The organism is Acetobacter fabarum (assembly GCF_011516925.1).
In the GTDB taxonomy this organism is placed as follows: Bacteria; Pseudomonadota; Alphaproteobacteria; order Acetobacterales; family Acetobacteraceae; genus Acetobacter; species Acetobacter fabarum.
The window spans coordinates 1-25,496 of record NZ_WOTG01000021.1 but is presented as its reverse complement, the minus strand read 5'-3'; the positions used below and the strand labels follow the sequence as shown (position 1 = coordinate 25,496).

Below are 25,496 nucleotides of genomic sequence, written 5' to 3'. Positions count from 1 at the left end.
CAACGCAGGTTACCCGTCGCCCATATCCTCAGATGGTCCGTCTTTCGACGAACACATCAGGCAAACGCTATGCGCTCTCACTCACAATACAAAATGCAACTGTAGTGCTAGATGACCGGCACAAAACCATTACAAGTCCAGTATTGTGGATTTGTGCGGGTAATTTGATTTTACGAGAAATACGCATCCAGTACTTGTTTTGTGTTCCCGAGCATTTTAACCTCCCCATGCTCAAGCCACAGAACTTTTGTACAGTTTTTCTCCAGAAGTTCTCGCGAATGGCTGGCTAGAATAAGAATTTTGGTTTTCGCAAGTAGCTCTTCCATACGCTTGTTAGCTTTGTCCTTGAAGTTCTCATCCCCCGCCGAGAGCCACTCGTCCATAATTAGGATTTCCGGGTCGATGGAGGTAGAGGTAGCAAAGGCCAGCCGGATCTGCATGCCGGACGAATAGATGCGGAACGGCATATCCAGAAAATGGCCGAGCCCGGAAAATTCGGAAATTTCTTCTATTTTTTCTTCTATCTGCTTGGGGCGCATGCCCATCATGGCGGCACGGAGCTTGATGTTCGACCTCCCTGTTTCCTCATGGTTGATGCCAAGCTGTATGTTGATCAGGGAGACGCACTTGCCATCAATCACACATTCACCACTGGTGGGGATGTAAATGCCAGATAAAACCCGGAGTAACGTTGTTTTGCCCGCACCATTATGGCCAATCAGGCCCAACCGGTCCCCTTCATGGAGGTCAAGGGAAATGTTTTGTAGGCTTTTGATAATAGTCAGCTTGTTCGACCGGCTTTCTATTTTTCCGCCCGTCGCGAGGTTAAGTATCTTGTTCTTAAACGACCGATTATGGGCGTTGAAGATGGGAAATTCTACGCTCACGTTAAGCAAATGGATCGAGGTCATAAGATTATAACCAATACGCTATACGCTGTTTGTATTTGCCAAGTACGTAAAATGCCAGACACCAGCCAATCACGGCAAGTGCCCCACAAAATAGCCACTCACTCGCTTTGGGGGGAAACCCCAGTAATGGCAATTTTACCAGTTCAATGAAGTTGTGAAAAGGATTCAGGTGCACCCAGAGGAGTGATACCGTTACTGGCAGAATTTTAGCATCCCACACAACGGGAGTCGCATAAAACATAATCTGTAGAATACTCGTAACAACTTGATGTAGGTCCCTGTATCGGGTGCATAGGACGGAGAGGATGGTACAGACCCAGAGTAGATTGATTAAAATAAAGAATAATCCGGGTATGGCGAGTAGGGCACAAAAGTTCATCGTATAGCCAACAAAAAAGACTATAATTGGGAAAATGATAATATTATGACCAAAAATGAAGGCGTTTCGAAAAACGACCCTCAGGATGTGTGTGAAGAATGGCAGTTTAACCTGTAATATAATGCTGTCTGCCCCAATGAATGCCTGACACCCTTCTGATATGGATGCAGTCATAAAATTCCACATCAGAATCGCCGCGCAGATGTTGGGGAGATACTCGTGGAGGTTGAATCTAAAGAGCGTGCCAAAAATCAAGCCAAGGCTGGCAATGTAAACAAGTGTGTTTAAGGTCAACCAGAACTGTCCGATTTTGGATCTTTTGTAGCGAACAGAAATATCCTGCCATGCCAATATACAGGGTAGCCAGCATTCGCTTAATGCTAATAAAATATCCTGAAAGCCAATGTGAAAGAATATTTTTTTTAACATATGCTATCCTGATATTGCAACTTTTAAAGTGTGGTGTGTGTGATATTAAACCGCTAAGCATGTCTTTAAAATAGAACAGCGCCCTGATAGTGGAATTTTTTTTGCGGTGGATGGGTCGAAAAAGCCTCTGGTTTTGAGACTTTCTTTATGATTCATCACTCCTTTGTTGATTGAGGATGGTAGAAGATGAAGCGGGCTGCTCGTTTGAGCGGGCCTGGCGATCAGCTTGAAGCGTTTTCCCGGACTGTGGATTTTGAGGTGTCCTGCCCTAATCTGGAAAAAACTCTAGCCTATTCAGACGGAAGTAAAGGTGGGCGCACCCCGTTTGATCCGGTGCTGATGTTCAAAATTCTGGTCATTCAGACGCTGAACAATTTGTCAGACGAGCGGACGGCATACCTGATCAACGATCGTCTGTCGTTCATGCTCTTTCGGGGATTGGGACTGTTGGAACGCGTGCCTAGTGCCAAAACAATCTGGTTGTTTCGCGAGCGTCTGACACCGGTGGGTGCGATTGAAAGACTGTTTGACGTGATCCTGCGCCACGCCGGGTATTTGCCGATGTCGGACCAGATCCTGGATGCAACGCTGGTAGCGCCTCCAAAGCAGCGCAATACGAACGCTGAGAAAGCGGATCTCCGGGCAGGACGTATTCCCGAAGACTGGTAGGTCAGGCCCGCAAAGCTGTCGCACAAAGATCGTCATGCACGCTGGACGCTGAAGTTCACGAAAGCAAAGCGGCAGGATGATGGAACCATGCCACCCAGTGCTCTCGCCATCCCGTTCTTTGACTACAAATCCCACCTCTCCATCGACCGGAAGTTTCGGTTCATCCGGGAATGAAAGACGACGGATGCCGCCGCCAGTGATGGTGCGCGATTGAGAGAGGGGCTGCTGGATAAAACCAATACGACCTTAACAGCCTGGGCTGACACGACCTATCGCTCAAAAGCCAATGGGGACTTCATGGAAAAGCAGGGCTTTGTCTCTAAGGTTCACAGGAAAAAGTCGCATCTCAAGCCTATGCCCCGGCATATCCAGCAATCGAATGCTGGAAAGTCCGTGATCCGATCCCGCGGCGAGCATGCCTTTGCCGACCAGAAATTACATACCGGGCTGTTCGTCCGAACAGTCGGATAAGGATCGGTCTGGCCAATATCGTCTATAACGTGTGCCGCTTTCTCTTCCTGGAACGCATCAGCGCGAGCGCGTAGCCATCCAGCGGATGATCTTTCCAGACCTACTCAAAACGCAGACATGGAATCATCCCGCAACAATCAATCAGCACACCAAAACTCACAAATCAGGACAAAACCGCATCAGCCAACGCTCCTTCGACCACTCTAGGTTTTCTTCTCATCTGTGACCTGCTATTTTGTTGATAATAGTGGGAAGTAAACTCCATTCTTAACCCGCGACAAAATGAGGTTTGAGTTTAAAATTCCCATATTCCAATATAGGATGTTTTCAATGAAGCTTTATGTGGGTTCAAGAAACTATAAGCCAGAAGGCTATGCGTCAGTCGATATTGATCCATCATATAATCCTGATATTCTGTGTGATATCACAAAGGGAATACCTTGTGAAACGGGTAGTATCGAGGAAGTCGTCGCGGGACATGTTCTGGAACATCTTGAATGGCCAGACAGCTTCTGGACGTTAGCTGAATTTTCGCGCATCCTGCAAGTTGATGGACTGTTGAAACTTGCTATTCCGGATATGGCCCTTCTTGCCCGTATGGCCCAATCAGGGGACAGTGCTTTTCATGCAATCGGTCTAATGTATGGCGTGGGTGGTCGAATAAATCGCTTTGAACAACACCGTTATGGTTTTACAGCCTCTATGATCATAGATATTCTTGAAGTGCTTGGGTTTACCAATTTTGATTGGTGGAATTCAAATGTCAGTGATGCCTCGAATGGTTGGATACCACGCGACGAAGATGAGCATATGGCTATCTCACTCAATGTAATGGCGACAAAAGCAACCGAGCCCGCCATTAATGTCCAAGCGCTACATGAACGTCTGATTGAACGGCCTATGAGTGATTTTAATTCGGTTGCAGCCGAAATTGGTTACACAAAGGGAATATCCGATACTGCTAAATGCGCAAAACTGTATCAACGAATTCACTTCAAACTGATCGAAGCGCAACAGAGAATAAAATATTTGGAGAACGAAATAGAAAAGCAATAAAACAAATCAGGATGTAGTTTCATGGACCAAATTAGCAATACAGTTACATATTATTTTGAATTCTGAATATATGGATAACTATGATTCAGGATATGATGAGTGGCGGTGCATCTGTTGAAGATGCGCTGGATTTGTGGGCGTCCGGGCTTCGGTCCGCCAAGGAACGGATCGCGCCGTTGTTTACGCAGAATCTGTTGCAGCTTCTGCGTGCGCCTTCCTTGACATTCTGATTGGCAGTGAACCAGGCCCGATTGGATGGATGCGTGCGGAAGCCGCAGGAAATTCCGGACCATGGCGGCAACAGGCGCTTCTGGGACTTGGACACTGGAATGCCGATGCCCTTCGTGATGTCGTCAGGGAGTATGTGGTCGAGAATCTGGGCGTGTTCTGGTCATCGATGAGACCGGTTTTCTGAAGAAAGCTCAGGCGTCCTGCGGTGTGGGGCGGCAGTATACGGGCTCTGCCGGCAAGATCACGAACTGCCAGATTGGTGTATCTGCCACTTGGAGGGTTCGAAGAACCCTCTGGTATTAAGGTCGGCTCTGCGATTCACTCTCTTGTGTGATGACTGGAGGACTGGTGATATGAAGCAGGCGGGATTTTTTGACGTTGAAGAGCGGCTTGCTCGGCTGAGCGGGCTCGGTGATCAGCTCGAAGCGTTTTCCCTGACTGTGGATTTTGAGGCGTTTCGCCCGGAACTGAAGAAGAGCCTGACGTATTCCGACGGAAGAAAAGGCGGGCGACCGCCGTTTGATCCGGTGCTGATGTTCAAAATACTGGTGATCCAGACGCTGAACAATTTGTCCGATGAACGTACAGAGTATCTGATTAACGATCGCCTGTCGTTCATGCGCTTCCTTGGCCTGGGGCTTTCAGATCGTGTTCCTGATGCCAAAACGGTCTGGCTGTTCCGTGAGCGCCTGACGCAGGCGGGAGCGATCGAGGGTCTGTATCAATCACTTTGATACAACCCTGCGGAACGCAGGCTATCTGCCGATGTCGGGCCAGATCCTGGATGCAACGCTGGTGGCTGCTCCAAAGCAGCGCAACACGAATGCCGAGAAAGCCGATCTCCGGGCAGGCCGTGTTCCCGAAGACTGGCAGGACAAGCCGTCAAAGCTGTCGCACAAGGATTGTCATGCGCGATGGACGCTGAAGTTCACCAAAGCGAAGCGGCAGGACGATGGAACCATGCCGTCGAGTGATCTCGCTATCCCATTCTGTGGCTACAAATCCCACGTCTCCATCCACCGGAAGTATCGTTTCATCCGGAAATGGAAGACAACAGATGCCGCCGCCAGTGATGGCGCGCGATTGAGAGGGGGGCTTCTGGACAAAGCCAATACGGCCTCAAGCGTCTGGGCAGATACAGCCTACCGCTCAAAAGCCAATGAGGACTTCATGGAAAAGCGGGGCTTTGTCTCAAAGGTTCACAGGAAGAAGCCGCATCTCAAACCCATGCCACTCCATATTCAGCGGTCCAATGCAGGAAAGTCCGTGATCCGCTCGCGTGTCGAGGATGTTTTTGCCGACCAGAAATCACGGACGGGATTGTTTATCCGAACAGTCGATATTACCCGGGCCACCATGAGGATCGGGCTGGCCAATATCGTCTACAACATGCGCCGCATCCTCTTCCTCGAAAGATTGAACGCGAGAGCGTAGTCATTCAGCAGGAGACAACACTCGATCTGCTCAAAACGCAGATCGAAAACGAACCCAAAAGTAGTCAATCAAATCGCCAAAAACCTGAAATCACCAGCCAAGCGTATCAATCAAGGGTTCTTCGATCCCTCCAGGTTGCTTTCAATTTTTTCCAAACGTTCCAGAAAAGCCTGTGCAATATACTCGGGTTTTATCGTGGTCATACATTCAGCCGATGGCAGGTTGCGAGAGCAATGATCCATCCAAAGTTCGTTAATCCACCAGCATCCCCCGCAAAATGTGGGGTTGATGCTGGTGTTGTTGGGATACGCGAAATAGTCTGATGGAGTAGGACCAAAAACCACAATGCTCTGTGTGCCAAGACATGCCGAAAGATGTACAAGCCCGCTTTCATTATCAAGATGAAGCATGCTGCCCTGCAACACGGCGGTCACTTCCTGCAGTGTTGTCTGAGAAATCATATCCACATCGGCATGACGAAGTTTTGTGCTATTTGAGGCACCAATCTGAATAATTATAAGATCAGGTCGAGCCTGTTTTATAATGGCCAGAACGGAATCAAAATGCGGGTAACACTTTGTTGCCTGCCTTCCGCTGACGATAAAATTGGTATCGAACCCGTTGTGCACGGTTACCCAACGCTTACCCTGCAAGGCAAAACGGTCCAGCGCGCCAGTGTTGCTGGGAATAGGGAACAGGTCATCACCGTAATGTATGCTGGCCATATGGTGCAAAAAATTGCGACGGCTGGCATTGGAATACACGGCCACCCGGCCCAGACTGTTATCAAGGAAGGGCTGATTGGCGATGTATAAATGGAGTTCCTGCGATGCACGCGCAACGGCCTGAAAGATCTTGGAAAGAGGATACCGGTTTAACGGAGTTTCTTTTTTATCCTTATATGCAACTGTTACGGTCTGGCTTATGTGTAATTCGGCATCGTAAAAAGCACGCAGCTTACCAATGTGCATGACGGTATCAAACTCGCTGTTTTCAAATCCTGGAACATTGGAGAAAATCCATTGCGCAATCTTGGGATGTACACAAAAAATATCAAAAATAAAAGGTCCTGCCTCAGCTTGCAGGTCCCGTATAAAGCGCGCAATGACTAGAAGATCCCCCACCCCCCCTGCAACACGAATGGCCAGTACAGCCTTGCTTTGTATATGAGCTTCCATACGGCGTTGTTTTCTTTGCTGTCTATCAGATGGCAAAAACGTATGTCGTGCGCCGTAAAGGTGGCTCGAAAAAAGGGTAAATTTGTTGGAAAAGATTTTAAAAATATAGGAAGTGGTGAGAGAAAAAGATCCTTTCTCTCTGTGTAGGCGAAATATTTTTCTGAGTATTCTTTTTAATCTTGAACGTAACAGCATTAAATATCCTGATCACGGCATAACAATAAAGAGATGCCACCAACCTAGTGGGGATGAAAAATTCTATGAACCCACCGTAATATGGTACAGGGAACTGGTGGGCATATAGTCCGCTACGGTGTCATCATCTATGTTGCGGCGATCCGCCCAGTCGCCCTAGTTCCGCTTGCGGCCATATCCGGGTGCTGGTGTGCATCATGTTGCTCCTTATGTCGGAGTATATAGTTGCTAGGCCGTAAGTTTGGTGGTGTTTAGGTAGGCACAAGTGTATCAGTTTTGGTGCCGAGCAAACAGGTCATGAACATAGCGCGAGACACCTTGTGGAACATCATGAAACGTAACGTCACAACCAATGGCTTCAAGCTGGTGCATGTTTGCCTGCGTAAAGCACTGGTACTTGTTCCGGAGTTTGTCGGGGAAGGGAATATATTCCAAAATGCCCGTGCTCACCATGTCCGTGATGGACAGAGGAGCAAACCCCTGCATCTGGCGTACGCCGTTGACCACCGTTACGGCAATATCGTTAAATGACTGGGCCTTGCCGGTTCCCAGATTGAAGATCCCGCTGTGTTCCGGGTGATCAAAGAACCAAAGTTTGACGTTGACGAGGTCTTCCACAAAAATGAAGTCGCGCTTCTGCTCGCCTGCTTTGTAGTCGCCATATGCGCCAAACAGTTTGACGCTGCCAGTGGCCATGAACTGGTTGAAACTATGGAAAGCCACAGAGGCCATACCGCTCTTGTGCCGCTCGCGTGGCCCATAAACATTGAAGTAACGGAACCCGGCTACCTGTGTTGTCAAGGTGGGTAAGGCCCGTCGCACAATTTGGTCAAATAGCAGCTTGGAATAGCCGTAAACATTAAGGGGCTTTTCATAGGCTGTTTCCTCCCGGAAGGTTGAGGATGCGCCATAGATTGCCGCACTGGAGGCATATAGCAGTCGCGTACCCGTGTGCTGACTATAGGCGAGCAATTTTTTGCTGGTTTCAAAGTTATTTGTCATTATGTAGCGACCGTCCTGCTCCGTGGTGGACGAGCAGGCTCCTTCATGAAAAATGGCCTCGACCTTACCAAAGCGCCCCACAAGTAATGCATCGTAGAAGTCGTGTTTATCTAGATAATCGCTGATCTCAAGATCAACCAGATTCAAAGCCTTATCTCCATTGGTCAGGTTATCGACCGCGATAATATTCGTGAAACCACGTTGGTTGAGACCGCGGATGATATTGCTGCCAATAAACCCTGCGGCACCTGTGACGATGATACGTTGATTCATGATATGTAAAACTTCGTGCGATAAAAAAGGAAAAAAATGACATTACGCGGTAACACGCGGCTTAGTATCAGTCGGGGATACTTTAAGCAGGCGCACGACAGCAGAAATGACTTCATCAGGATTGATATTATTTGTACAGGCCGGAATGGGCAAATCAAGAGGACATGAAGCCATCCATGTATCGGTGGACCACCAGCAATTACCACATTGGTGTGGCCTGATGTTAGCATTTTGGGGGTAACCGAACCAGTCCACGTTGGTAGGACCAAACATGACTACGCTTTTCACTCCCAATGCAGTAGCGAGATGTACCAACCCAGTTTCCGCATCTACATGGAGCGCTGAGTGAGCAAGAATGGATGTAGACTCTGAAAAAGAGAGCTTTTTCTTGAGATTGATATTCACGCCAGGTAGATTCGCTCCAACTGGACCACCTATTTGAACAATCACCAAGTTGGGCAACGCTTGCTTTAAGCCTGAAATAATTTGTGTCCATTTTTCGATTGGAACAGCTTTGGTGGGGCGTTGCGTTGTAATCTTGAAATTACCGTCCCAACCGTCATGAACAGTAATATAGGTATTGGGTTTTAATCCAAAAGAGAGAGGAATTTTGGAGTCAATATCTATATCCAGTTCATTTCCATTATATGTTAAACCCAGCATCTCATGTAAATAATTATAACGTTTATGGCGAGTGCGCACCGCTATGTCTGCAAAAGCTCCGTCAAGAAAAGGGTGGTTAAAAATAAATCTTTCGATTTTTTGACGTTTCTGTTGTGCTGTAGCAAAAACGTTCAAAACTTCTGGGCAATAAGCTAAGAGAGATCGATAATCTATTGCTTCGATAACAAACGTAGCGAACTGGTTTGCGATAATAGAGAAAATATAACAGTCTTTCACGTTGTGGAATATATATGGATTAATACACTGACGGAAGTTGGGAATGTTTTTAAAGAAACTTTCAGAAATTTCAGGTGATGGACAATAAATATCAAAAAGCAACGTATTCCCGATATGCTTCTGAAGATCTCTCACCATACGTGCGCAAATAAGAGCATCACCTATGCCACCTGTTATATAAATAGCATAAGCATGGAGCTTCCCTAATTCACCATCTTTGATCTTATTTAAAATTGCAAAAGTCAGGGCATCAATATCTCTTTGTGGTTGTAGTTCTGTGAAATCAGACAAAATTTTTCCTGCCTTGCCGCTTCCAATAATTTTAATACAAGTTATGCGAAAAAAGTGTCTTGCAATTTGTAACGGTAAGCTTTGCCAAGAATGTCTGGCTTTGAGATTTCGTAAACGAATCACAATGTGTTTAAGGCGCGATCCACTTCGATTGGGGTAGCTTTGCTGCCGTTTTAGTTTCACACCTGACAGATCGGTGTCTAGGTTGACAGAATACTGCGGGGTAGAAGGACGGGCTTCAGACACGTTAAGGAGCTCCAAGGCATCATAAATTTTTTTGAACTTTAATTAATCAAGACCCTGTTTAAGTTATATTTTTACCACAATAGTCAAATTATGATAAAAGAGTAAAAAATAATCGCGATCAAATAGAAATACAAGGGCAATATCATATTAATAATTTTTTAAAGTGCAATATCCATGGTGGGTTTGAAGATAGCTGATCCCTATTGTTAAGTTATAACCCATTATGTTGTTATGCCGTCATTCTGACGGCGCTATTGCTGGCCTTCTGGTCTGGGGTTAACCCCAGACCAGAAGGCGTTAGCACTTCATGATCGGGCATACGTCCAGACAGTGCCCGTTGTAATGGGCGATCCATCCGGCAAGTCCGGCATTCAACTCTGATCCAGTTGGAGGGTTCGAAAAACCTTTGACTGACTGCTCTTTTGCCTGATTTTAGGTTTTTGACATGTTGATTTCTGGTTCCTTATCCTGATTTTCGCTCTACGATTTGAACAGAGCGAGGGTTTCGTGCTCTGAGTTGCTACGCGGCGGCGGTAATCCGCGGCAGAAGGAGAAAGCAACGCATATTATAGACGATATTGGCCAGCCCGATCCTCATGGTGGCCCGCGTTATGCCTACGGTTCGGACGAGCAGTCCAGTCTGCGACTTCTGATCGGCAAAAACATACTCGACACGCGACCGTATAACGGACTTTCCTGCGTTGGATCTCTGGATATGGCGTGGCATAAGCTTAAGATGCGGCTTTTGCCTGTGAACCTTCGAGACAAAGCCTTCCTTTCTCATGAAGTCCTCATTGGCTTTTGAGCGGTAGGCAGTGTCTGCCCAGACCGTTGAGGCTGTATTGCTTTTATCAAGCAGGCCCTCTCTCAATCGTGCGCCATCACTGGCGGCCGTATCTGTTGTCTTCCATTTGCGAATCAGCCGAAATTTCCGGTCGATGGAAACATGCGACTTATAGCCGAAGAACGGAATGGCGAGATCCGTTGCGGGCATACTCCCGTCATCCTGACGCCTGGCTTTCGTGAACTTCAGTGTTCATCGCGCATGACGGTCCTTGTGGGACAGTTTGGACGGCTTGTCCTGCAAGTCCTGGGGGATCCGTCCTTCACGCAGATCCGCCTTCTCCGCATTGGTATTGAGCTGCTTCGGAGCCGCTACCAGCCTGGCATCCAGAATCTGACCTGACATCGGCAGATAACCATCGTTGCGTCAAAGCGATTGAACAGACCACCATTCGCACCAGCTTGTGTCAGACGCTCGCGAAACAGCCACACCGTTCTGGCACCAGGCACACGGTCCAACAGTCCCAGACCACGGAAGCGCATGAAGGAGAGACGGTCGTTGAACTGGTATTCTGTCCGTTCATCGGACAGATTGTTGAGTGTCTGGATAATCAGGATCTTGAACATCAGCACCGGATCAAACGGCGGACGACCGCCTTTGCTCCCGTCTGAATAGGCCAGAGCCTTCTCCATATCTCTGGTGATTTGTAGCGTTGGAATGAGAGCAGATCACCACATATTGTTTTTGTATGAATATTCAGACCAGTTTCGATCTACGTCCTCGTTTTTTTTCAGGTATTTGTGTAATGGGCGTTGGATGTTGAGAGAGTTCGGTTGAGTTTGGATCTGTCTTGACGGCTTCACCTAGCCCGATCCTATGAGCAAGAGCAGAGCGTTGTATTGAGTAGGATGGAGCCACCATCGGATAGTTTGCAGGTAAGCCCCATTTCTCCCGATACTGCTGGGGCGACATACCATACGCAGACTGGAGATGGCGCTTGAGCATCTTCAGTTTCTTCCCGTCTTCTAAGCAGATAATATAATCGGGGAAGACTGACTTCTTCACCGGGACTGCCGGCACCAGATCGGAAACGTCGATCGTAGTTTGTCCCAAGCTGTTGAGTGTTTGAAAGACCGATGAGATGAGATCAGGCAGCGCATCCATCGGGAGATTGTTGCCGCGGATATAGGCGGCAACAATCCGTGTAGTAAACTCTCTTTCCGCATCGGTTCTAGATGGTAGCGTTGCTGTATCAGGCACTGTTGACTCTGCGTGTTGTACTGCCATGGTTATGGCTCCTATCGAATACATGAATCCCGCACGTCCTAAACACGTTTGCAATTCTTTGTAGAAGTATTTTGCCTTTATTGTAGCTAGATGGCAATGTTGGAAAATCCTCACATACTCATTAGCCTGAACACCGATGGCTCTAGTTTGAGCTTGCATTAAGCAGGCATTCCCAATGCTTCCTACTTCAACTGGCTGTCTGTCAGGTTTCGAGACGTCATTGGCATAATCAAGGATTTCGTCGACCTGCCTCATAATGTCACGATTGACTGGTTTGACGTAGTTAGGATTATGGAACGCGGGATGTTTTTCAAGCCATTATGTGATGCGTTGGACGGGAGTTATGCCGCCCAGAACACGCTGCTGGCGATGATTGTATGCGAAACAGAAGCCTCTGAGCAGAATTTCTAGATCCTCATAGCTTGAAACACAGACCTGCAGCACCTCTGTCGCCACGGAGCCATTGAAGCGTTCGACCATTCCATTGGTCTGTGGCGCGTAAGCTTTTATCTGTCGTCGGTCGATAGTCATGTCACGGCAGGCTGTTTGAAGGCATCTGCTGTAAAGCAGGAACCACGATCCGTCAGGATATGGGTGATCCGGAAAGGAAAGGTAGCTTTGACGGCTCTGAGGAAATCAACTGACCTGTCGCCGTTTTCTTCGTCATAGACGGCCAGATGCACCGAACAGGAGCATCGATCGATGGCGACATACTGAAAACGTTTCCGCCGGTCTCCATCTGCTGTCTACAATTTTGGCAGATGTTTCACATCGATATGAACATAGCCGGGATCGTAATCCCGGAACTTTCCCTAACCACGCACTGGCCTAGTCTTTGGAGCATGAGGTAGTCTGTTCAGTCCCGCATCCTCAGGATACGCTAGATATTGTTCCGTTTCAGATGCGGCAGGAAATGCCGCACGACAAAGGTCAGATCATCCACGCTAAAACCGGTAGAGCGCCGGAGTTGACAGACGATTGCACGCTCCTCCCCCGAAGCTTTCCATGCCAGTTTCAGGGAACGGCTGCTGCGGTTCTGACAGGCGTCTGAACCACGCCTGCGCCACTTTCGGACCGTTTCATCGCTGATCCCGGAATGTCTGGCCAGCACAGATGTTGGTTCCGACGAGCGTGCGATATCAGCCCGGACCGCCAGTGTCGTGCCAGCCTATGGATGAATCTGAAGCATCATCCGTTCTCTCTGCAGACGGAAGAAAACCATGGATTATAACGCAGTATTGCCCACGCTACAACATCCCAATGACGTATCGAAACCCGAAATTTAGAGATCGACTACAGTTTAAATTTTCTATTGCGGAGTATCGGGGTATTTAACCGTAACATGTTCAGATATACCCCCATCCCATACTCCGCCATGCGTCGTATCAGGCGTATCACGATGTTTGACCTTTGTGTGGGCAGCAATGCCTGCGTCCCAGATACCACCTTTTGTTGTATCCGGGGTAACCGGATGAACGACCTTTACATGCTGAGCAATACCAGCATCCCATGTCTCCGCATGAGCTACTTGAATTGAATACAAACCCAAAAAAATAGAAAAGATATAGTATGTTTTTTTCATAACATCCTCCAAATGTCATATAACTGTAACATTAATTATTGTGAAAAATGGCAAGTTCAAGGCGGCGTAATTAAAATTTATTATATTTGTATAGACATCAAAAATAAAAGTAACCTGATATCAAGCGTTTGGTATATTTCGGGTTGCTTGAACAAAAGCCTTAGCAGGTATTGAATAGCCGGACAAACCAAATGTGCGCAACTGATAGCACGAATACACTGAAAAAATCTGGTCTATCTTTGAATGTATGGAATAGAATAATCATATCTTATGAAATGCAGGAGAATAGGCACTCCTGAATTTTCGGACGGAATGTAATATATAGTCTTTTGCCCTGAGAGAATGGATTTTATGAGCAGACGGTATGCAGAGGAATTCGGATCAAGGGTTGCTGCGGAAGCGGTCCGTCAAGAACCGTGAGGAGGGGGCTGGTATCAAAACATGGTGTGCATCAGACTATGACCGCACATTATAGCGGGATGTGTCTACATACGGCGATGGTTGGCTTACGCCCGATGAAACGTATCACGACGCGCCAACGTCAACTGGCTTGCATGTAGCACTGGAACAGGTGAATAACCGCAATGCTGTCAGAATGGCGGCACAACGACACTGATTTATAGCTTGTTCAATCCCAAAAACTTCCCGAACAGTGGGTACAATCTCTGCTATTCTGTCTTAAAGGTAAGGTTGCATGTTAGAAACTATATGCGGCGCAATATTCCCAGTTGTTTTATCCATGCTTCTTGGATACCTTGCTGCTTCCCTAGGAATGTTTAACCGAGACCACGCTGCGGCGTTGAATCGTATGGTGCTCAAATTTGCACTTCCTTTAGATTTGTTTGTTGGAATTTCGAAAATTGACCGTCAACAGGTCCTAAATTCAGGAAGTTTGGCGACTATCATTATTGGATGGATGATTGTCAGTTTCTTTCTGACCTACTGGTTTTCTCGTTTCGTTTTCAAACGCTCAATATCGCTCGCGACACTTCAGGCGCTGGCTGTTGGTAACCCCTCGGTTCCTTTTGTCGGTTCTGCTGTTCTTGGTTTTCTGTTTGGCGGAAAAAGCGCGTTAGCTGTGTCATTGGCGAGCATGACTATCAATGTTCTTCTGATTCCAATCGTTTTTTTCCTTTTGGCTAGTGATAATCCTGAAACAATGGACGCTGATGGTGGTTGGGAGGGGCATCTGAAGCAAGCTTTTAAGCAACCTGTAGTCTTGGCACCGTTGGTCGCATTTTTTTTCGTTCTTTTGGGCATCCCAATCCCGAAGTTGATTGGTACATCGTTTGTCATGCTTGGAAGAGCCACCGGAGGTGTGGCTATGTTTTCAGCTGGCATACTGCTTTTCCTGATGAAACCAGTTATTAATAAGATGGTTATAACATCTGTTTTTTTCAGAAATATACTGGCACCTTGCTGCGCATATGGTCTTGCGCTAGCAGCTCATCTCACGCCTTTTTACCTTCGAGAGGTTGTCTTAACATTTTCAATGCCGTCAGCGTCCGTTATTGTTATTCTTTCTAGCCAAATTAAAAAGGGTGAACGAGAGGCGGCATCAACGGTTTTCCTTTCGACGCTTGTAGCTATTTTCAGCATGGGATCCTGGATTGCTATAACATCTAAATAAATGTAGGCGTAACTAGTGACTGAAGCTTCCCAGCCTTCCACCTTTGCGAACATATTTTCGATCAGATGCCGTTTTTTATAGAAATACCAGTCGTAAGATACCTTTGATTTGTGATTCTTCTTCGCGAAATAGATAGTGGATTACCGTCCGGCGAGGCGGTATCTGGGCCTAAGGCTAATCTGGCCCGCGAGAATGAACGTCTTCGTCTGGAGAACCGAGTCCTGCGGTAGGAGAGGGGAAGGATTTGTGAACATTAGACCCTGAGCAGTGGTTCTTACTTACGGCCGAGTATTACCGTGGACTCTGGGAAGTCGGACTTGATGTCAGGAAACGTCGTGTTGAGCGTCTCATAGTGGACAACGGCATCCGCCCTAGCACCCGCCGTCACACGATTACAATTGACGGCCACGATCAGTGTGTCAGTGCAGCCAATCTTTTGGACGGTGATTTCCTTGCAGAAAACCCAGTCAGAAATAGGCAGGTGATATCAGCTATATCTGGACTGTTTAAGGCTGGCTGTACCGCGCTTGTCGTCATCGATTTATTCAGTTGTCGTGTGATCGGGTGGGCTGCAAGCGATCGGATGAAAAAGGTTCTGGCCATCCGTGCTCTGGATATGGCGGTACGTCAGTGTGGCTCGGCACCCGGTTGAACCTTCCACTCCGACCGTGGCAGCCGATACTGTTCTCATGACTTCGGGGAAAAACTGCTGGCACATGGAGTGCTGGCTTCAATGTCAGGATAGGGAAACCGTTTTGGCAACGCTGCTGTCAAAATGCTTTTCAAAAGTCTGAAGGAGAAATGGGTCTGGCGGCAAAACTAGTCAACCCCTTGTCAGGCGACTGCCACCATCTTTCAATATATCAATGGCTGCTACAATCGGCGGCGATACCATTCATATCGGGGCGCTATCAGATCATCCGCTTTAGGAGAAAGAGTAGAATAAATACTTCTTCATCTATTGATTAAATATCTATTTTTTCTTCTGTAGATAGAGTCATGCGTATCAGTTCCGCCAAGCTACGGGCATCCATTTTGGTCATAAGATTAGCCCGATAAATCTCTATTGTTCGCGGGCTGATTCCAAGATCACGAGCAATAGTCTTATTTGACTGACCGTCGACGAGGCCACGAAGAACCTGTTGTTCTCTCGTGCTTAGAACGGCGATTTTTTGTCGAACAACCTGCGCTGGGAACCGTCCAGAAAAGTTTTTATCACCGTATTGCAGAGCAGAGGCTACTGCGTCGAGGATAGAGTGGTCGTCGAACGGTTTTTCTATGACGTCCCGTGCTCCGGATTTCATCGCTTGCACCGCTAAAGGAACGTCCGCATGTCCAGTAATTACTATGATCGGCAAAAGTGGTCTGCTCGCATGGAGATGGCTGACTAAGTCAAGTCCGTCCATACCAGGCATCCGGACGTCAGTTATGACGCAACCATTATTGATCTGGTCAACGATACCGAGGAACTTGTCCGCCGATGCGTAAGTCTGCGCAGTGTATCCCGATGCAAGTAACAGAAAAGCGATGGACTCACGCACGGCCTCATCATCGTCGATCACATGGATGATACAGTCAGGGTTCATTCGTTGAACTCGTCTATCTGGGCGCAGGGCAAGGTAAAAAGAAAGCACGTTCCGCCTCTTGGTTTCGGCTGTACCCAGATGCGCCCTCCATGAGCCTCTACGATGGTGCGACAGATCGATAGGCCGACACCCATACCGTCATCCTTTGTTGTCGAGAAGGGTTCGAACAGCTTCCCTGCGATCTCAGGACTTACTCCAGCACCAGTATCTGTCACGGAGATTCGTGCCATTCCTTGGAAGGCATCAATTGCGACGATGATACGCCGCTCCCTACAAACCTCGACTGCTTCTACAGCATTACGTATTAGGTTAAGCAGAACTTGCTGGATCTGGATTTTATCAACGATTACCTGATCAACATCAGAATCTAACTCAAACGAGACGTCTATCCCGCGTTCTGCAACTCCAACCAGCGATAGCGCCACCATCTCCTCCACAAGAGCCTTTAGGCTTTGCAGTTCCAGTTCGCCTTCACCTCGTGACACGAAGTCCCGCAATGACCGTATGATCTGACCGGCCCGCAGCGCTTGTATCGCAGCTTTATCTACAGCTTCCTGCACGCGTTCGTTCTGTTCGGTCCCCGTTTGTAGGAGACGGCGGCTTCCATTGAGAAAATTTGTTATCGCCGTCAGTGGTTGATTAAGTTCGTGTGCCAGTGTTGCCGCCATTTCCCCCATGGCTGACAAACGAGAGATATGCATGACTTCAGTCTGCAACTGTCGCACACGCCGATCAGCCTCCTCGCGTTCCGAAAGATCACGAAGGAAAGCGATCATAAAGGAGCGACCTCCCGAGGCCAGACGCCCTACGGACAGATTAACGGGGATTGTTGTTTCGTCTGCCCTGCGAGCGATTACTGTAGGTCCCTTCTTGTCGAGAACCGGAGGCACTCCGAGCTCTGGGATTATGGCTGCTATATTCGCTCCAATCGCCTCCATCGCACTCCACCTCAGAAGTGTCATTGCTGCCCTACTGTATGATTGTACGATGCCCTGCTCGTCGAGAATAATGATTGCATCAGGAACTGCATCGAGAATAGAGCGTAGATGGGCTTCGCGTTCGAGGATGCGTTGCGCCATCGCAGCTGTACGCCGGCGAGCGCGTAGTAGCCACTCACCCCCGCAGGTGATCAGGACACAGAGTATCGCAAACAGGACCGTTTCAACCCAGTTTTCGATCGAAGGGGCACCATCATATGAAAGGAGCAGTGAACCTATGGCCGATGCGAGGATTGCTGACGCGATACCTGGTAAGAGTCCACCAGTAGCTGCGCCGACCAGCACCCCGGGAAGAAGCAGTAGGAACAATGTCCTGGTACTGCCAAGGAGCGGGGAGATCAAACAGCGCGAAAGGGCACCTAGTGCGACGAGACCCAGCGCGACAAGAGCAGAAGTCATGAGGTGGCCATGACGTACCGGTATCATAGCCTCTTTATTGGGCAGATACTGGAAATTCTTCAATGGCGTTCTCATTGCTGATGGTGAGCAGCTGATTAAGCAAAAGGCAACTCCGTATTCGTACGTATAGATTTATTCATCATAACATAGCAATTGTAGCGCTATGTCGTGTCACAGATTTTTATTCCCTCAAACGATGGAGCGCTTCGACCTTGCATAAACAGTTCATCGTTTCCTTCAGTGCATTGTTGCTACTGTTACGGACAAGGTATTCCATGCTCTTTATCGACTGATTTCCGACGATGTTTACGTTTGATAGATAGCCTTGGCTTTATTGCGTTTTAAAATAGAATTTATCTGGAATAATAAATATATAATTGTGCATGACGTTCTTCTAAAGAATATTAGAAAAATAATTAAATACAAACCAAATTTAATTTAAAATAAATCTATAAATAATTGTTTTGATTTATATTCAGTTCCGAATGCGAATGAATAATTCTTGGAAGGAGTGGGAGAATGACATCAATTTATACGACCTTTAAAATAAACAGGCGCGGCCTGCTTCTTGGTATGAGCGCTCTCGCCACGGCAGCTAGTTTTGTGCAGTCCAGAGGAGCGGCCGCATCAGCAGAACAAGCACATGAGCCTGATGGTGTATTGCGGTTCATGCTCGTCTCGAAACTTCTTGTCCCTCACAATCTGGACCCTTTTGTCGGTCATAAAATCTACAACGCACTCAGCGATGCCGAAGAGGGTTTTGACAATACAGTCACAGCACTTCAGGATTTCATCATGAAAAATGCCGTTGTGGATGTTGAACATCTCATGCCGGCACTGACTGATGTGGCACTGAAAAACTCAGCCTTGAAGATAATATCAGCCTGGTATTCAGGCGTAGTGCACGGCAAATCAGGTGATCGCGTTGTCGCCTTTGAAGAGGCGCTCATGTTCAAAGTTACCAACGATGTCATGACGATCCCGTCCTACGCGAAGTCAGCACCCAATGCATGGAATGCGACTGCCGTTCCCCTCCTGAACATGCCTTCGTTCTGAACTTCTCTGGAGAATTGTTCATGCCCTCCACTCTCAACAGCGATGTCGTCATTGTTGGTACTGGCGTCGTCGGCTGCCTGATCGCAGAACAGGCCCTTGATGCCGGACTTTCAGTGCTCATGCTCGAGGCAGGCCCCCGTGTCAGTCGCGATACCATCGTTGAAAACTACCGTAACCTCCCCCCCACACTGCGCAACCATTGGAACGCCCCGTACCCCCCTAAACCGTGGGCGCCGCACCTTGAAACACGGACCCCGACTGAGGCCGCATCGTATCTTGACCTGACCGGACCAAATGCCAAAGCCTACGAGCAGGGGTACGTGCGTTACGCTGGCGGTGCCACCTGGCACTGGGCGGGTATCTGCTGGCGTATGACGCCCGATGACCTGCGACTTAAAAGCCTCTATGGCGTAGGCCGTGACTGGGCCTTCAGCTATGATGTGCTCGAGCCCTACTATGCACGGGCAGAGTATGCGATGGGTGTCTGCGGCCCCGGTGACCCAGCCCTGCAATGGCCGCCACGCACCGCGCGCTCTCGCCCCTACCCGATGGGACCCATTCCCTTTGGTCCGGGCGAGCAGCGGCTGACCGATGTTGCCGCAACGCTTGGCATGCAGAACCTTCCCGCTCCACAAGCACGCAACAGTGGCGTTTCATTTGATGGACGTCCCCCCTGCTGCGGAAACAATAACTGCTTTCCAGTCTGCCCGATCGCTGCAAAATACGATGCTGCAACCGCCCTACCCCGCATCGAGGCAAAAGGGGGCAGGATCATCACGAATGCTGTCGCCTATCGCGTTGAAACAAATGCCCAGAAAAAGGTCGAGGCCGTCCACTACTACGACCCGAACAGAGCCTCACATGCCGTTTCAGGCAAGATCTTTGTGCTGGCGTGCAATGGCATAGAAACGCCCAAGCTCCTCCTTTTATCCACTGATGACAAAAACCCCCGTGGTGTCGCCAATAGTTCAGATCAGGTCGGCCGCAACATGATGGATCAGCCAAAGCTGATCGCGGACATTGAAATGTCTGAACCACTCTGGACCGGCGTAGGCCCCGTTCAGAGCAGCAGTATCATGAACACAAGTCAGGGTGATTTCCGGCGGGAGTATGCCGGTGCCATGTTCCGTATGGAAAACATGGCGCGAAGCACGCTCGGAGGTTTAGCTGCTCTTGAAAAAGGTCTTTACGGAAAAGCCCTCGATCAGGAAATCCGTCGTTTATCCGCCTGCACGGCCCGCCTGACCGTTGAGCACGAACCTCTGCCACTCCCCTTCAACCGTCTGACCCTGTCAGACAAAAAGGATTGGCTCGGCCTCAACCGTCCTCGCATCTATTATGATGTAGGCGACTATGTCCGGAGAAGTGCTGAAAATTATACCGTTCCCCTTCTTAAAAAACTGGCAACTGCACTCGGTGCGACAGATATCAAGATTTCACCTGAATTCTTGCACAGCGATCATATCATGGGTGGCACGATCATGGGCAATGATCCAAGCGATTCAGTCGTGGATGCAGATTGCCGAGCCCATGACCACGACAATCTTTTCCTGCCTGGTGGTGCCGCAATGACGACCGGCGGCAGCGGGAACAGCACAATCACAATGGCCGCATTGGCGCTTAAAGCTGCGGATGCAATCGTCGGGCAACTGAACCATGCTTAGAGTGACACAAACCAGACAGGCCTTCAGGCTCTCATTCCTTGCTGCTCTGGCGGGGCCCATACTCCTGTGCAGCCCCGCGTCAGCTGAAGATGGCAGTAATACAGATCCGGGTACCTACATAGCGGTCACATCAGACTGCGTCGCCTGCCATACCGCGCCAGGCGGCAAACCGTTTGCCGGTGGTCTAGCCATGAAAACGCCGCTGGGCACAATGTACTCAACCAACATCACGCCATCCAAAACATATGGTATCGGGGAGTATAGCGAAGCGGATTTCTCTCGTGCTGTCCGCAAAGGCATCCGCAAGGATGGGAGCAATCTCTACCCTGCAATGCCTTATACAGCATATTCTTACATGACAGATCAGGACATACATGACCTGTACCTGTATTTCATGAAATCCGTTCAGCCGGTCGAGAGCACTCCGCCGAAAACGGCCCTGCCTTTTCCAATGAACATCCGCAGCTCAATGATGTTCTGGAATATACTGTTTCGTAACGACACAACGTACCAGCCTGACCCATCACGCTCGGCAGAGTGGAATAGAGGGGCCTATCTCGCACAGGGCCCGGCGCATTGCGGAACCTGCCACACGCCACGTGGCTTTCTGATGCAGGAAGAAGCCTCCAAGGCCCTTGGCGGAGGGAGCCTTGGTTCGTGGTACGCTCCCAATATCACCTCGGACAAAATCAGTGGCATAGGAAACTGGTCGCAGGATGAAATCAAGACCTACCTGAAATCAGGCCATATAGACGGTCTGGCACAGGCCGCGGGTGGTATGGGAGAAGCCGTCGAACACAGTTTCCAACACCTGACAGAGGCAGACCTGAACGCCCTGGCGATATACCTTGCATCAACACAGCCAGTGCGCGACCCTGCTGATGGAAATCTTTCACGCTTCGCTCTTGGACAGCCGGTTTCCAGCGCAGACCGTGTCAGAGGCAATCAGCCCATTCGGTCGGAAGATAATCCCGATATTTCTGGTGCTGAACTGTTTATGGGAAATTGTGCGTCCTGCCATAATTATCAGGCGCAGGGTAGTCACGACGGATATTACCCGTCATTATGGCACAACTCCGTTACAGGCGCCTCCAACCCGGACAATCTGATTGCGACCATTCTTTTTGGTGTCGACCGTCATGTTGCGGGTGCCCAAGCGTTCATGCCCGGCTTTGGAGGAAAGAAAACAGATGCCGTGCAGCTCAACGATGAAGAAATAGCCAAACTCACAAAATATGTTTTTGATACATATGGCAGGCGTCAGGTTTCTGTATCACCAGCACAAGTCGCCACGATACGTCACGGTGGTTCAAAATCACCACTACTCGTTTTAAGCCGTATCGGCATGGCCGGGGGGGCTATTCTCATCGCACTTGGGTGTTTCTGGTTTTTGCGGACATTCCGTAAATAAAAAACGAGAAGGGAAGTAACTTTCATGGTCTTAGCAAAACATATTTCCTTGCATGTAAAATCAGTGATTGCTGTATGTGCAGTCAGTGTATTGACCGCTGCTGTGCCCACATGGGCACAGGATACAAAAGAAGCCACGTCAACATCCACAGAAACCGCCAATCTGAAAAAAAATATCGTCGGCGTATGGGGGCTTGTTTCTTACAAAGTGGAAGATAAAGAAACGGGTAAGATGATTGATGCCATGGGATCATCCCCCCGTGGGCGTGTCATTTTCACGCATGATGGATGGGTTGCCTTCAATCTTGAAGGCAGCGACCGACAGCCGGCAAAAACAGATGCAGACCGCGCTCATTTGATGAAAACACTCGTTGCATATATCGGCCGCTACAGAGTTGAAGGCAACCAATGGGTGACCAGTGTGCAGACGGCGTGGGCACCAGAGTGGGTTGGTACAGACCAAAGACGCACCATAGAAATTAATGGCGATTACGCCAATGTCATTACACCATGGCGTAAAATGCCTAACTGGGACTCTGGCAAGCTGTCGCGCAGCATCATTCGATTTAAACGGATTGAATGATCTGTATCACTCATGATCTCGAAATTTCAGCACCATGGAAATCAAACCACTCTAGGAGAGACAAATGTTCAGCAGACAGGCAAAGATTACTGGTACAGGAAAATCGAGAAAAATCGAGACAACAGCTAGAGGCTATGATGTTTTGCGCGACCCCGCGCTCAATAAAGGTACAGCCTTTACCCAAGATGAGCGGGATTCTCTCGAACTGAACGGGCTGCTACCACCGGTCATAACAACGGAGCTGGAACCCCAGTTAACCCGTGCTCTTGCTGTTTATCGTAAAGCACCAAGCGATCTCGATAAACACATTTACATGTGGAGGCTTCATGATAACAACGTGACGCTGTTTTACGCCTTGCTCCAGCGTCATCTCATGGAAATGCTGCCCGTTGTGTACGATCCTGTCGTTGGGCAGGCCATAGAGCAGTATAGTGAAGTCATAACCCGCCCTCGCGGTGTTTTTCTCAGCATTAACGAGCCTGAGAAAATTGAAGAAAAACTCGCGGCGTTCGGTGCCAGCGCCGACGACATTGACCTTCTGGTTGCCAGTGATGCTGAAGAAATTCTTGGCATTGGCGACTGGGGGGCCAACGGAATTGATATCTCCATCGGCAAACTAGCCGTCTATACAGCCGCTGCAGGCGTTGACCCACATCGCGTCATTCCGGTTGTTCTGGATGTTGGAACAAATAATGAAAAACTTCTCAACGATCCACTCTATATCGGATCTCGACATAGCCGCGCTGTCGGCAAGGTTTATGACGATTTTATCGACGCTTATGTGGCTGCAGCCAAAAAACTCTTCCCTAAAGCCATGCTGCACTGGGAAGACTTCGGCTCAACAAATGCCCGCCGTATTTTAAGCCGTTTCCGTGACAAGGTTCCCACCTTTAACGACGATATGCAGGGAACCGGCGCCATTGTGCTGGGGGCGTTGCTCAATGCAGTCCAACGCAGCAATACCCTCTGGTCCGATCAGCGTGTGGTTATTTTAGGAGCCGGGACGGCCGGTGTGGGCATTGCCGATCAAATTCGTGACCAGATGATGCGGCATGGCCTTTCACGGGACGAAGCGACCCGTCGCATCTGGCTTGTAGATCTGCCTGGTCTGTTAACCGACGACATGCAGCATGGACTTCTTGATTTTCAGATCAGCTATGCCAGACCCTCTTCTGAAGTGCAGTCATGGACTCGTGTCTCAGTTGATACTCTGGCTGCAACCGAAACCAGATGGCCGGCAATGGCTGCGTTACGGCGAGAAAGAGCACAGAGTGACGGTACCATCGAATTGGCTGAAGTCGTCAAAAATGTGCGCCCGACCATTCTGATCGGCACGTCGACCACTCCTCACCTCTTTACTGAAGAACTGGTGAAGGACATGGCCGCGCATGTCGAACGCCCGATTATTCTTCCACTATCCAACCCGACAAACCTGCACGAAGCTACGCCTACCCAACTTATTGAGTGGACAGAAGGACGAGTGCTCGTCGCAACTGGCGCACCGTTTGACAATGTTGTCTATCAGGGAGTTTCTTATATTATAGGGCAAGCAAATAACGCGGCCCTGTATCCTGGCCTTGGCTTCGGAACAATCGTATCCCGGGCGCGCAAGGTGTCTGACGAGATGATTTTTGCTGCGGCACAGGCGGTCGCCAGTCAGGCAGTTGATACTACACCCGGTGCGGCCCTATTGCCGTCCAATGCAGACCTTCGTGCGACATCTAGTGTCGTTGCGATTGCGGTCGCCCGTAAAGCACAAGAACAAGGTCTTGCTCAAACTAAGGTAGCCGATGTGGTCGAATTGGTAAATGAATATCAATGGTGGCCGGTATATGAAACAGTGACAGCAATCTGATAGGGATCATTGTCAAATCGTAACACTGGAGGAATGATTTTACCATTCTTTCTTCAAACCCCAGGTGGAGGGTTCGATGAACCGTTTATTGATTTCCCTTTTGCCTGATTTCAGTTTTTTGCTGTGTAGATTGCCAATTCCTGGACGTGATTTTTAGTCTGCGTTTTGTGCAGAGAGAGGGTTTTATGTCCTGAATTGCTGCGCGGCGGCGATACTCGTGGTGCTGGCGTGCAAAGGTGTGGCGCTTCTGGGGACTGTCGGCCATGACGAACAGGACAAGATTGGCCGACAGCGGGGATCGTGTACCGGTCTCCTACCACCCGATCGATCCCATGCCCGGGTCCCAGCTCCCCCAGGCGGGATTCCAGCCGTACCAGCCGCCGCCCATCCCGGGACCCCAGGTGCCCCAGTTCCACTGGGCGTCCTGATAGTCCATGGCCGTTTCCTGCTGTTCGTCGGCCAGGGCCTTGGCCTGTCGGTATTGCTGGTACTGGGCATACGCGGTCTGGTCGCCAACATAGAGGCAGTCGCACACGGTCGGGTCAGAATAGACGTAGAACGCCTGGTCGCCCGTAACCCGCCGTACGAAATGATGGGCCGGCAACCGGCTTAGCATCTGCTGCCGGGCCGGTGTATCAGCCAGCTTAAACGCGAAGCCCGCCGCAGCGAGATGGTCTTCCTTCTGGGCTATCGTGGTCGGGCTCTGGCAGGATGCCAGCAGTGAGAGCGACGTCAGAGCGCCCCAGCCGAAAATTTTGGTCCCGTATTGTGTCGGCATGTCGTTCTCCTCCTCTGATGTCTTGCAATGTTCTGGCACATTCGAACACTAGGTGTTCTCGCGCGCAAGGGGCGCTGGCCGTCTATCATGACTGATTTTGCCGGCGTACCTAGCACTACAGTTGCATTTTGTATTGTGAGTGAGAGCGCATAGCGTTTGCCTGATGTGTTCGTCGAAAGACGGACCATCTGAGGATATGGGCGACGGGTAACCTGCGTT

General features: G+C 49.2%; 17 protein-coding genes and 5 pseudogenes. 10 read left to right on the top strand and 12 right to left on the bottom strand.

Annotated features, from left to right (window positions below; all coding sequences use genetic code 11):
• Window positions 1-170 precede the first annotated feature (170 nt).
• Both GOB83_RS13535 and GOB83_RS13530 read right to left on the bottom strand, forming a co-directional pair.
• A complete protein-coding gene (locus GOB83_RS13535; RefSeq protein WP_165926456.1) occupies window positions 171-911 on the bottom strand; it encodes an ABC transporter ATP-binding protein in 741 nt (246 codons plus the stop codon).
• 4 nt (window positions 912-915) lie between these two features.
• The gene (locus tag GOB83_RS13530; protein WP_165926455.1) at window positions 916-1,719 is read right to left on the bottom strand and encodes an ABC transporter permease; all 804 of its coding nucleotides are present in this window, start codon (window positions 1,717-1,719) and stop codon (window positions 916-918) included.
• Between the two features lie 186 nt (window positions 1,720-1,905).
• On the opposite strand from GOB83_RS13530, the pseudogene GOB83_RS13525 reads away from it, so the two are divergent.
• The 4 genes and pseudogenes from GOB83_RS13525 (at window position 1,906) to GOB83_RS13510 (ending at window position 5,580) form a co-directional block, all read left to right on the top strand.
• A pseudogene (locus GOB83_RS13525) lies at window positions 1,906-2,933 on the top strand (IS5 family transposase).
• A gap of 256 nt (window positions 2,934-3,189) precedes the next feature.
• On the top strand, window positions 3,190-3,915 hold the full coding sequence (locus GOB83_RS13520; protein ID WP_165926454.1) for a class I SAM-dependent methyltransferase: 726 nt from the start codon (window positions 3,190-3,192) through the stop codon (window positions 3,913-3,915).
• Window positions 3,916-3,995: 80 nt separating this feature from the next.
• Window positions 3,996-4,422 (top strand): annotated as a pseudogene (locus GOB83_RS13515) (transposase); the annotation flags it as partial.
• 77 nt (window positions 4,423-4,499) lie between these two features.
• Window positions 4,500-5,580 (top strand): annotated as a pseudogene (locus GOB83_RS13510) (IS5 family transposase).
• Between the two features lie 110 nt (window positions 5,581-5,690).
• Here the strand turns inward: GOB83_RS13510 and GOB83_RS13505 are convergent.
• From GOB83_RS13505 to GOB83_RS13475, 7 genes and pseudogenes are all read right to left on the bottom strand, one after another.
• A complete protein-coding gene (locus GOB83_RS13505; RefSeq protein ID WP_165926453.1) occupies window positions 5,691-6,953 on the bottom strand; it encodes a glycosyltransferase family 9 protein in 1,263 nt (420 codons plus the stop codon).
• Between the two features lie 270 nt (window positions 6,954-7,223).
• Window positions 7,224-8,228: an ADP-glyceromanno-heptose 6-epimerase gene (gene rfaD, locus GOB83_RS13500; RefSeq protein WP_165926452.1), complete on the bottom strand. Its 1,005-nt coding sequence runs from the start codon at window positions 8,226-8,228 to the stop codon at window positions 7,224-7,226.
• Window positions 8,229-8,270: 42 nt separating this feature from the next.
• Window positions 8,271-9,665, bottom strand: a complete 1,395-nt coding sequence (locus tag GOB83_RS15210; protein WP_165926451.1) for a glycosyltransferase family 9 protein — start codon at window positions 9,663-9,665, stop codon at window positions 8,271-8,273.
• 520 nt (window positions 9,666-10,185) lie between these two features.
• Window positions 10,186-11,144, bottom strand: a pseudogene (locus tag GOB83_RS13490) (IS5 family transposase); the annotation flags it as partial.
• Window positions 11,145-11,205: 61 nt separating this feature from the next.
• On the bottom strand, window positions 11,206-11,709 hold the full coding sequence (locus tag GOB83_RS13485) for a MucR family transcriptional regulator (RefSeq protein ID WP_408737454.1): 504 nt from the start codon (window positions 11,707-11,709) through the stop codon (window positions 11,206-11,208).
• 228 nt (window positions 11,710-11,937) lie between these two features.
• Window positions 11,938-12,892, bottom strand: a pseudogene (locus GOB83_RS13480) (integrase core domain-containing protein); the annotation flags it as partial.
• 153 nt (window positions 12,893-13,045) lie between these two features.
• Window positions 13,046-13,318, bottom strand: coding sequence for a hypothetical protein (locus GOB83_RS13475; RefSeq protein ID WP_165926450.1), 273 nt, complete (start codon window positions 13,316-13,318; stop codon window positions 13,046-13,048).
• A gap of 694 nt (window positions 13,319-14,012) precedes the next feature.
• Between GOB83_RS13475 and GOB83_RS13470 the strand changes: the two genes are divergently transcribed.
• Window positions 14,013-14,948: an AEC family transporter gene (locus tag GOB83_RS13470; protein WP_165926449.1), complete on the top strand. Its 936-nt coding sequence runs from the start codon at window positions 14,013-14,015 to the stop codon at window positions 14,946-14,948.
• Between the two features lie 965 nt (window positions 14,949-15,913).
• On the opposite strand, the gene fixJ is transcribed toward GOB83_RS13470, so the two are convergent.
• Complete coding sequence (fixJ, locus tag GOB83_RS13465) at window positions 15,914-16,510, bottom strand: response regulator FixJ (protein WP_338420638.1); 597 nt, start codon at window positions 16,508-16,510, stop codon at window positions 15,914-15,916.
• 20 nt (window positions 16,511-16,530) lie between these two features.
• On the bottom strand, window positions 16,531-17,994 hold the full coding sequence (locus tag GOB83_RS13460) for a sensor histidine kinase (RefSeq protein WP_242005877.1): 1,464 nt from the start codon (window positions 17,992-17,994) through the stop codon (window positions 16,531-16,533).
• A gap of 456 nt (window positions 17,995-18,450) precedes the next feature.
• Between GOB83_RS13460 and GOB83_RS13455 the strand changes: the two genes are divergently transcribed.
• From GOB83_RS13455 to GOB83_RS13435, 5 genes are all read left to right on the top strand, one after another.
• Window positions 18,451-18,987, top strand: a complete 537-nt coding sequence (locus GOB83_RS13455; protein WP_165926447.1) for a sorbitol dehydrogenase family protein — start codon at window positions 18,451-18,453, stop codon at window positions 18,985-18,987.
• 20 nt (window positions 18,988-19,007) lie between these two features.
• The gene (locus GOB83_RS13450; RefSeq protein WP_165926446.1) at window positions 19,008-20,651 is read left to right on the top strand and encodes a GMC family oxidoreductase; all 1,644 of its coding nucleotides are present in this window, start codon (window positions 19,008-19,010) and stop codon (window positions 20,649-20,651) included.
• A complete protein-coding gene (locus GOB83_RS13445) occupies window positions 20,644-22,062 on the top strand; it encodes a c-type cytochrome (RefSeq protein ID WP_165926445.1) in 1,419 nt (472 codons plus the stop codon). The genes GOB83_RS13450 and GOB83_RS13445 overlap by 8 nt, the downstream gene beginning before the upstream one ends.
• A 24-nt stretch (window positions 22,063-22,086) precedes the next feature.
• Window positions 22,087-22,644: a lipocalin-like domain-containing protein gene (locus GOB83_RS13440; protein WP_165926444.1), complete on the top strand. Its 558-nt coding sequence runs from the start codon at window positions 22,087-22,089 to the stop codon at window positions 22,642-22,644.
• 64 nt (window positions 22,645-22,708) lie between these two features.
• Complete coding sequence (locus tag GOB83_RS13435) at window positions 22,709-24,499, top strand: NAD-dependent malic enzyme (protein ID WP_165926443.1); 1,791 nt, start codon at window positions 22,709-22,711, stop codon at window positions 24,497-24,499.
• Window positions 24,500-24,812: 313 nt separating this feature from the next.
• Here the strand turns inward: GOB83_RS13435 and GOB83_RS13430 are convergent, their stop codons facing one another.
• Window positions 24,813-25,277 (bottom strand): hypothetical protein, encoded by a 465-nt coding sequence (locus tag GOB83_RS13430; protein ID WP_165926442.1) that lies wholly within the window; start codon window positions 25,275-25,277, stop codon window positions 24,813-24,815.
• Between the last annotated feature and the right edge of the window lie 219 nt (window positions 25,278-25,496).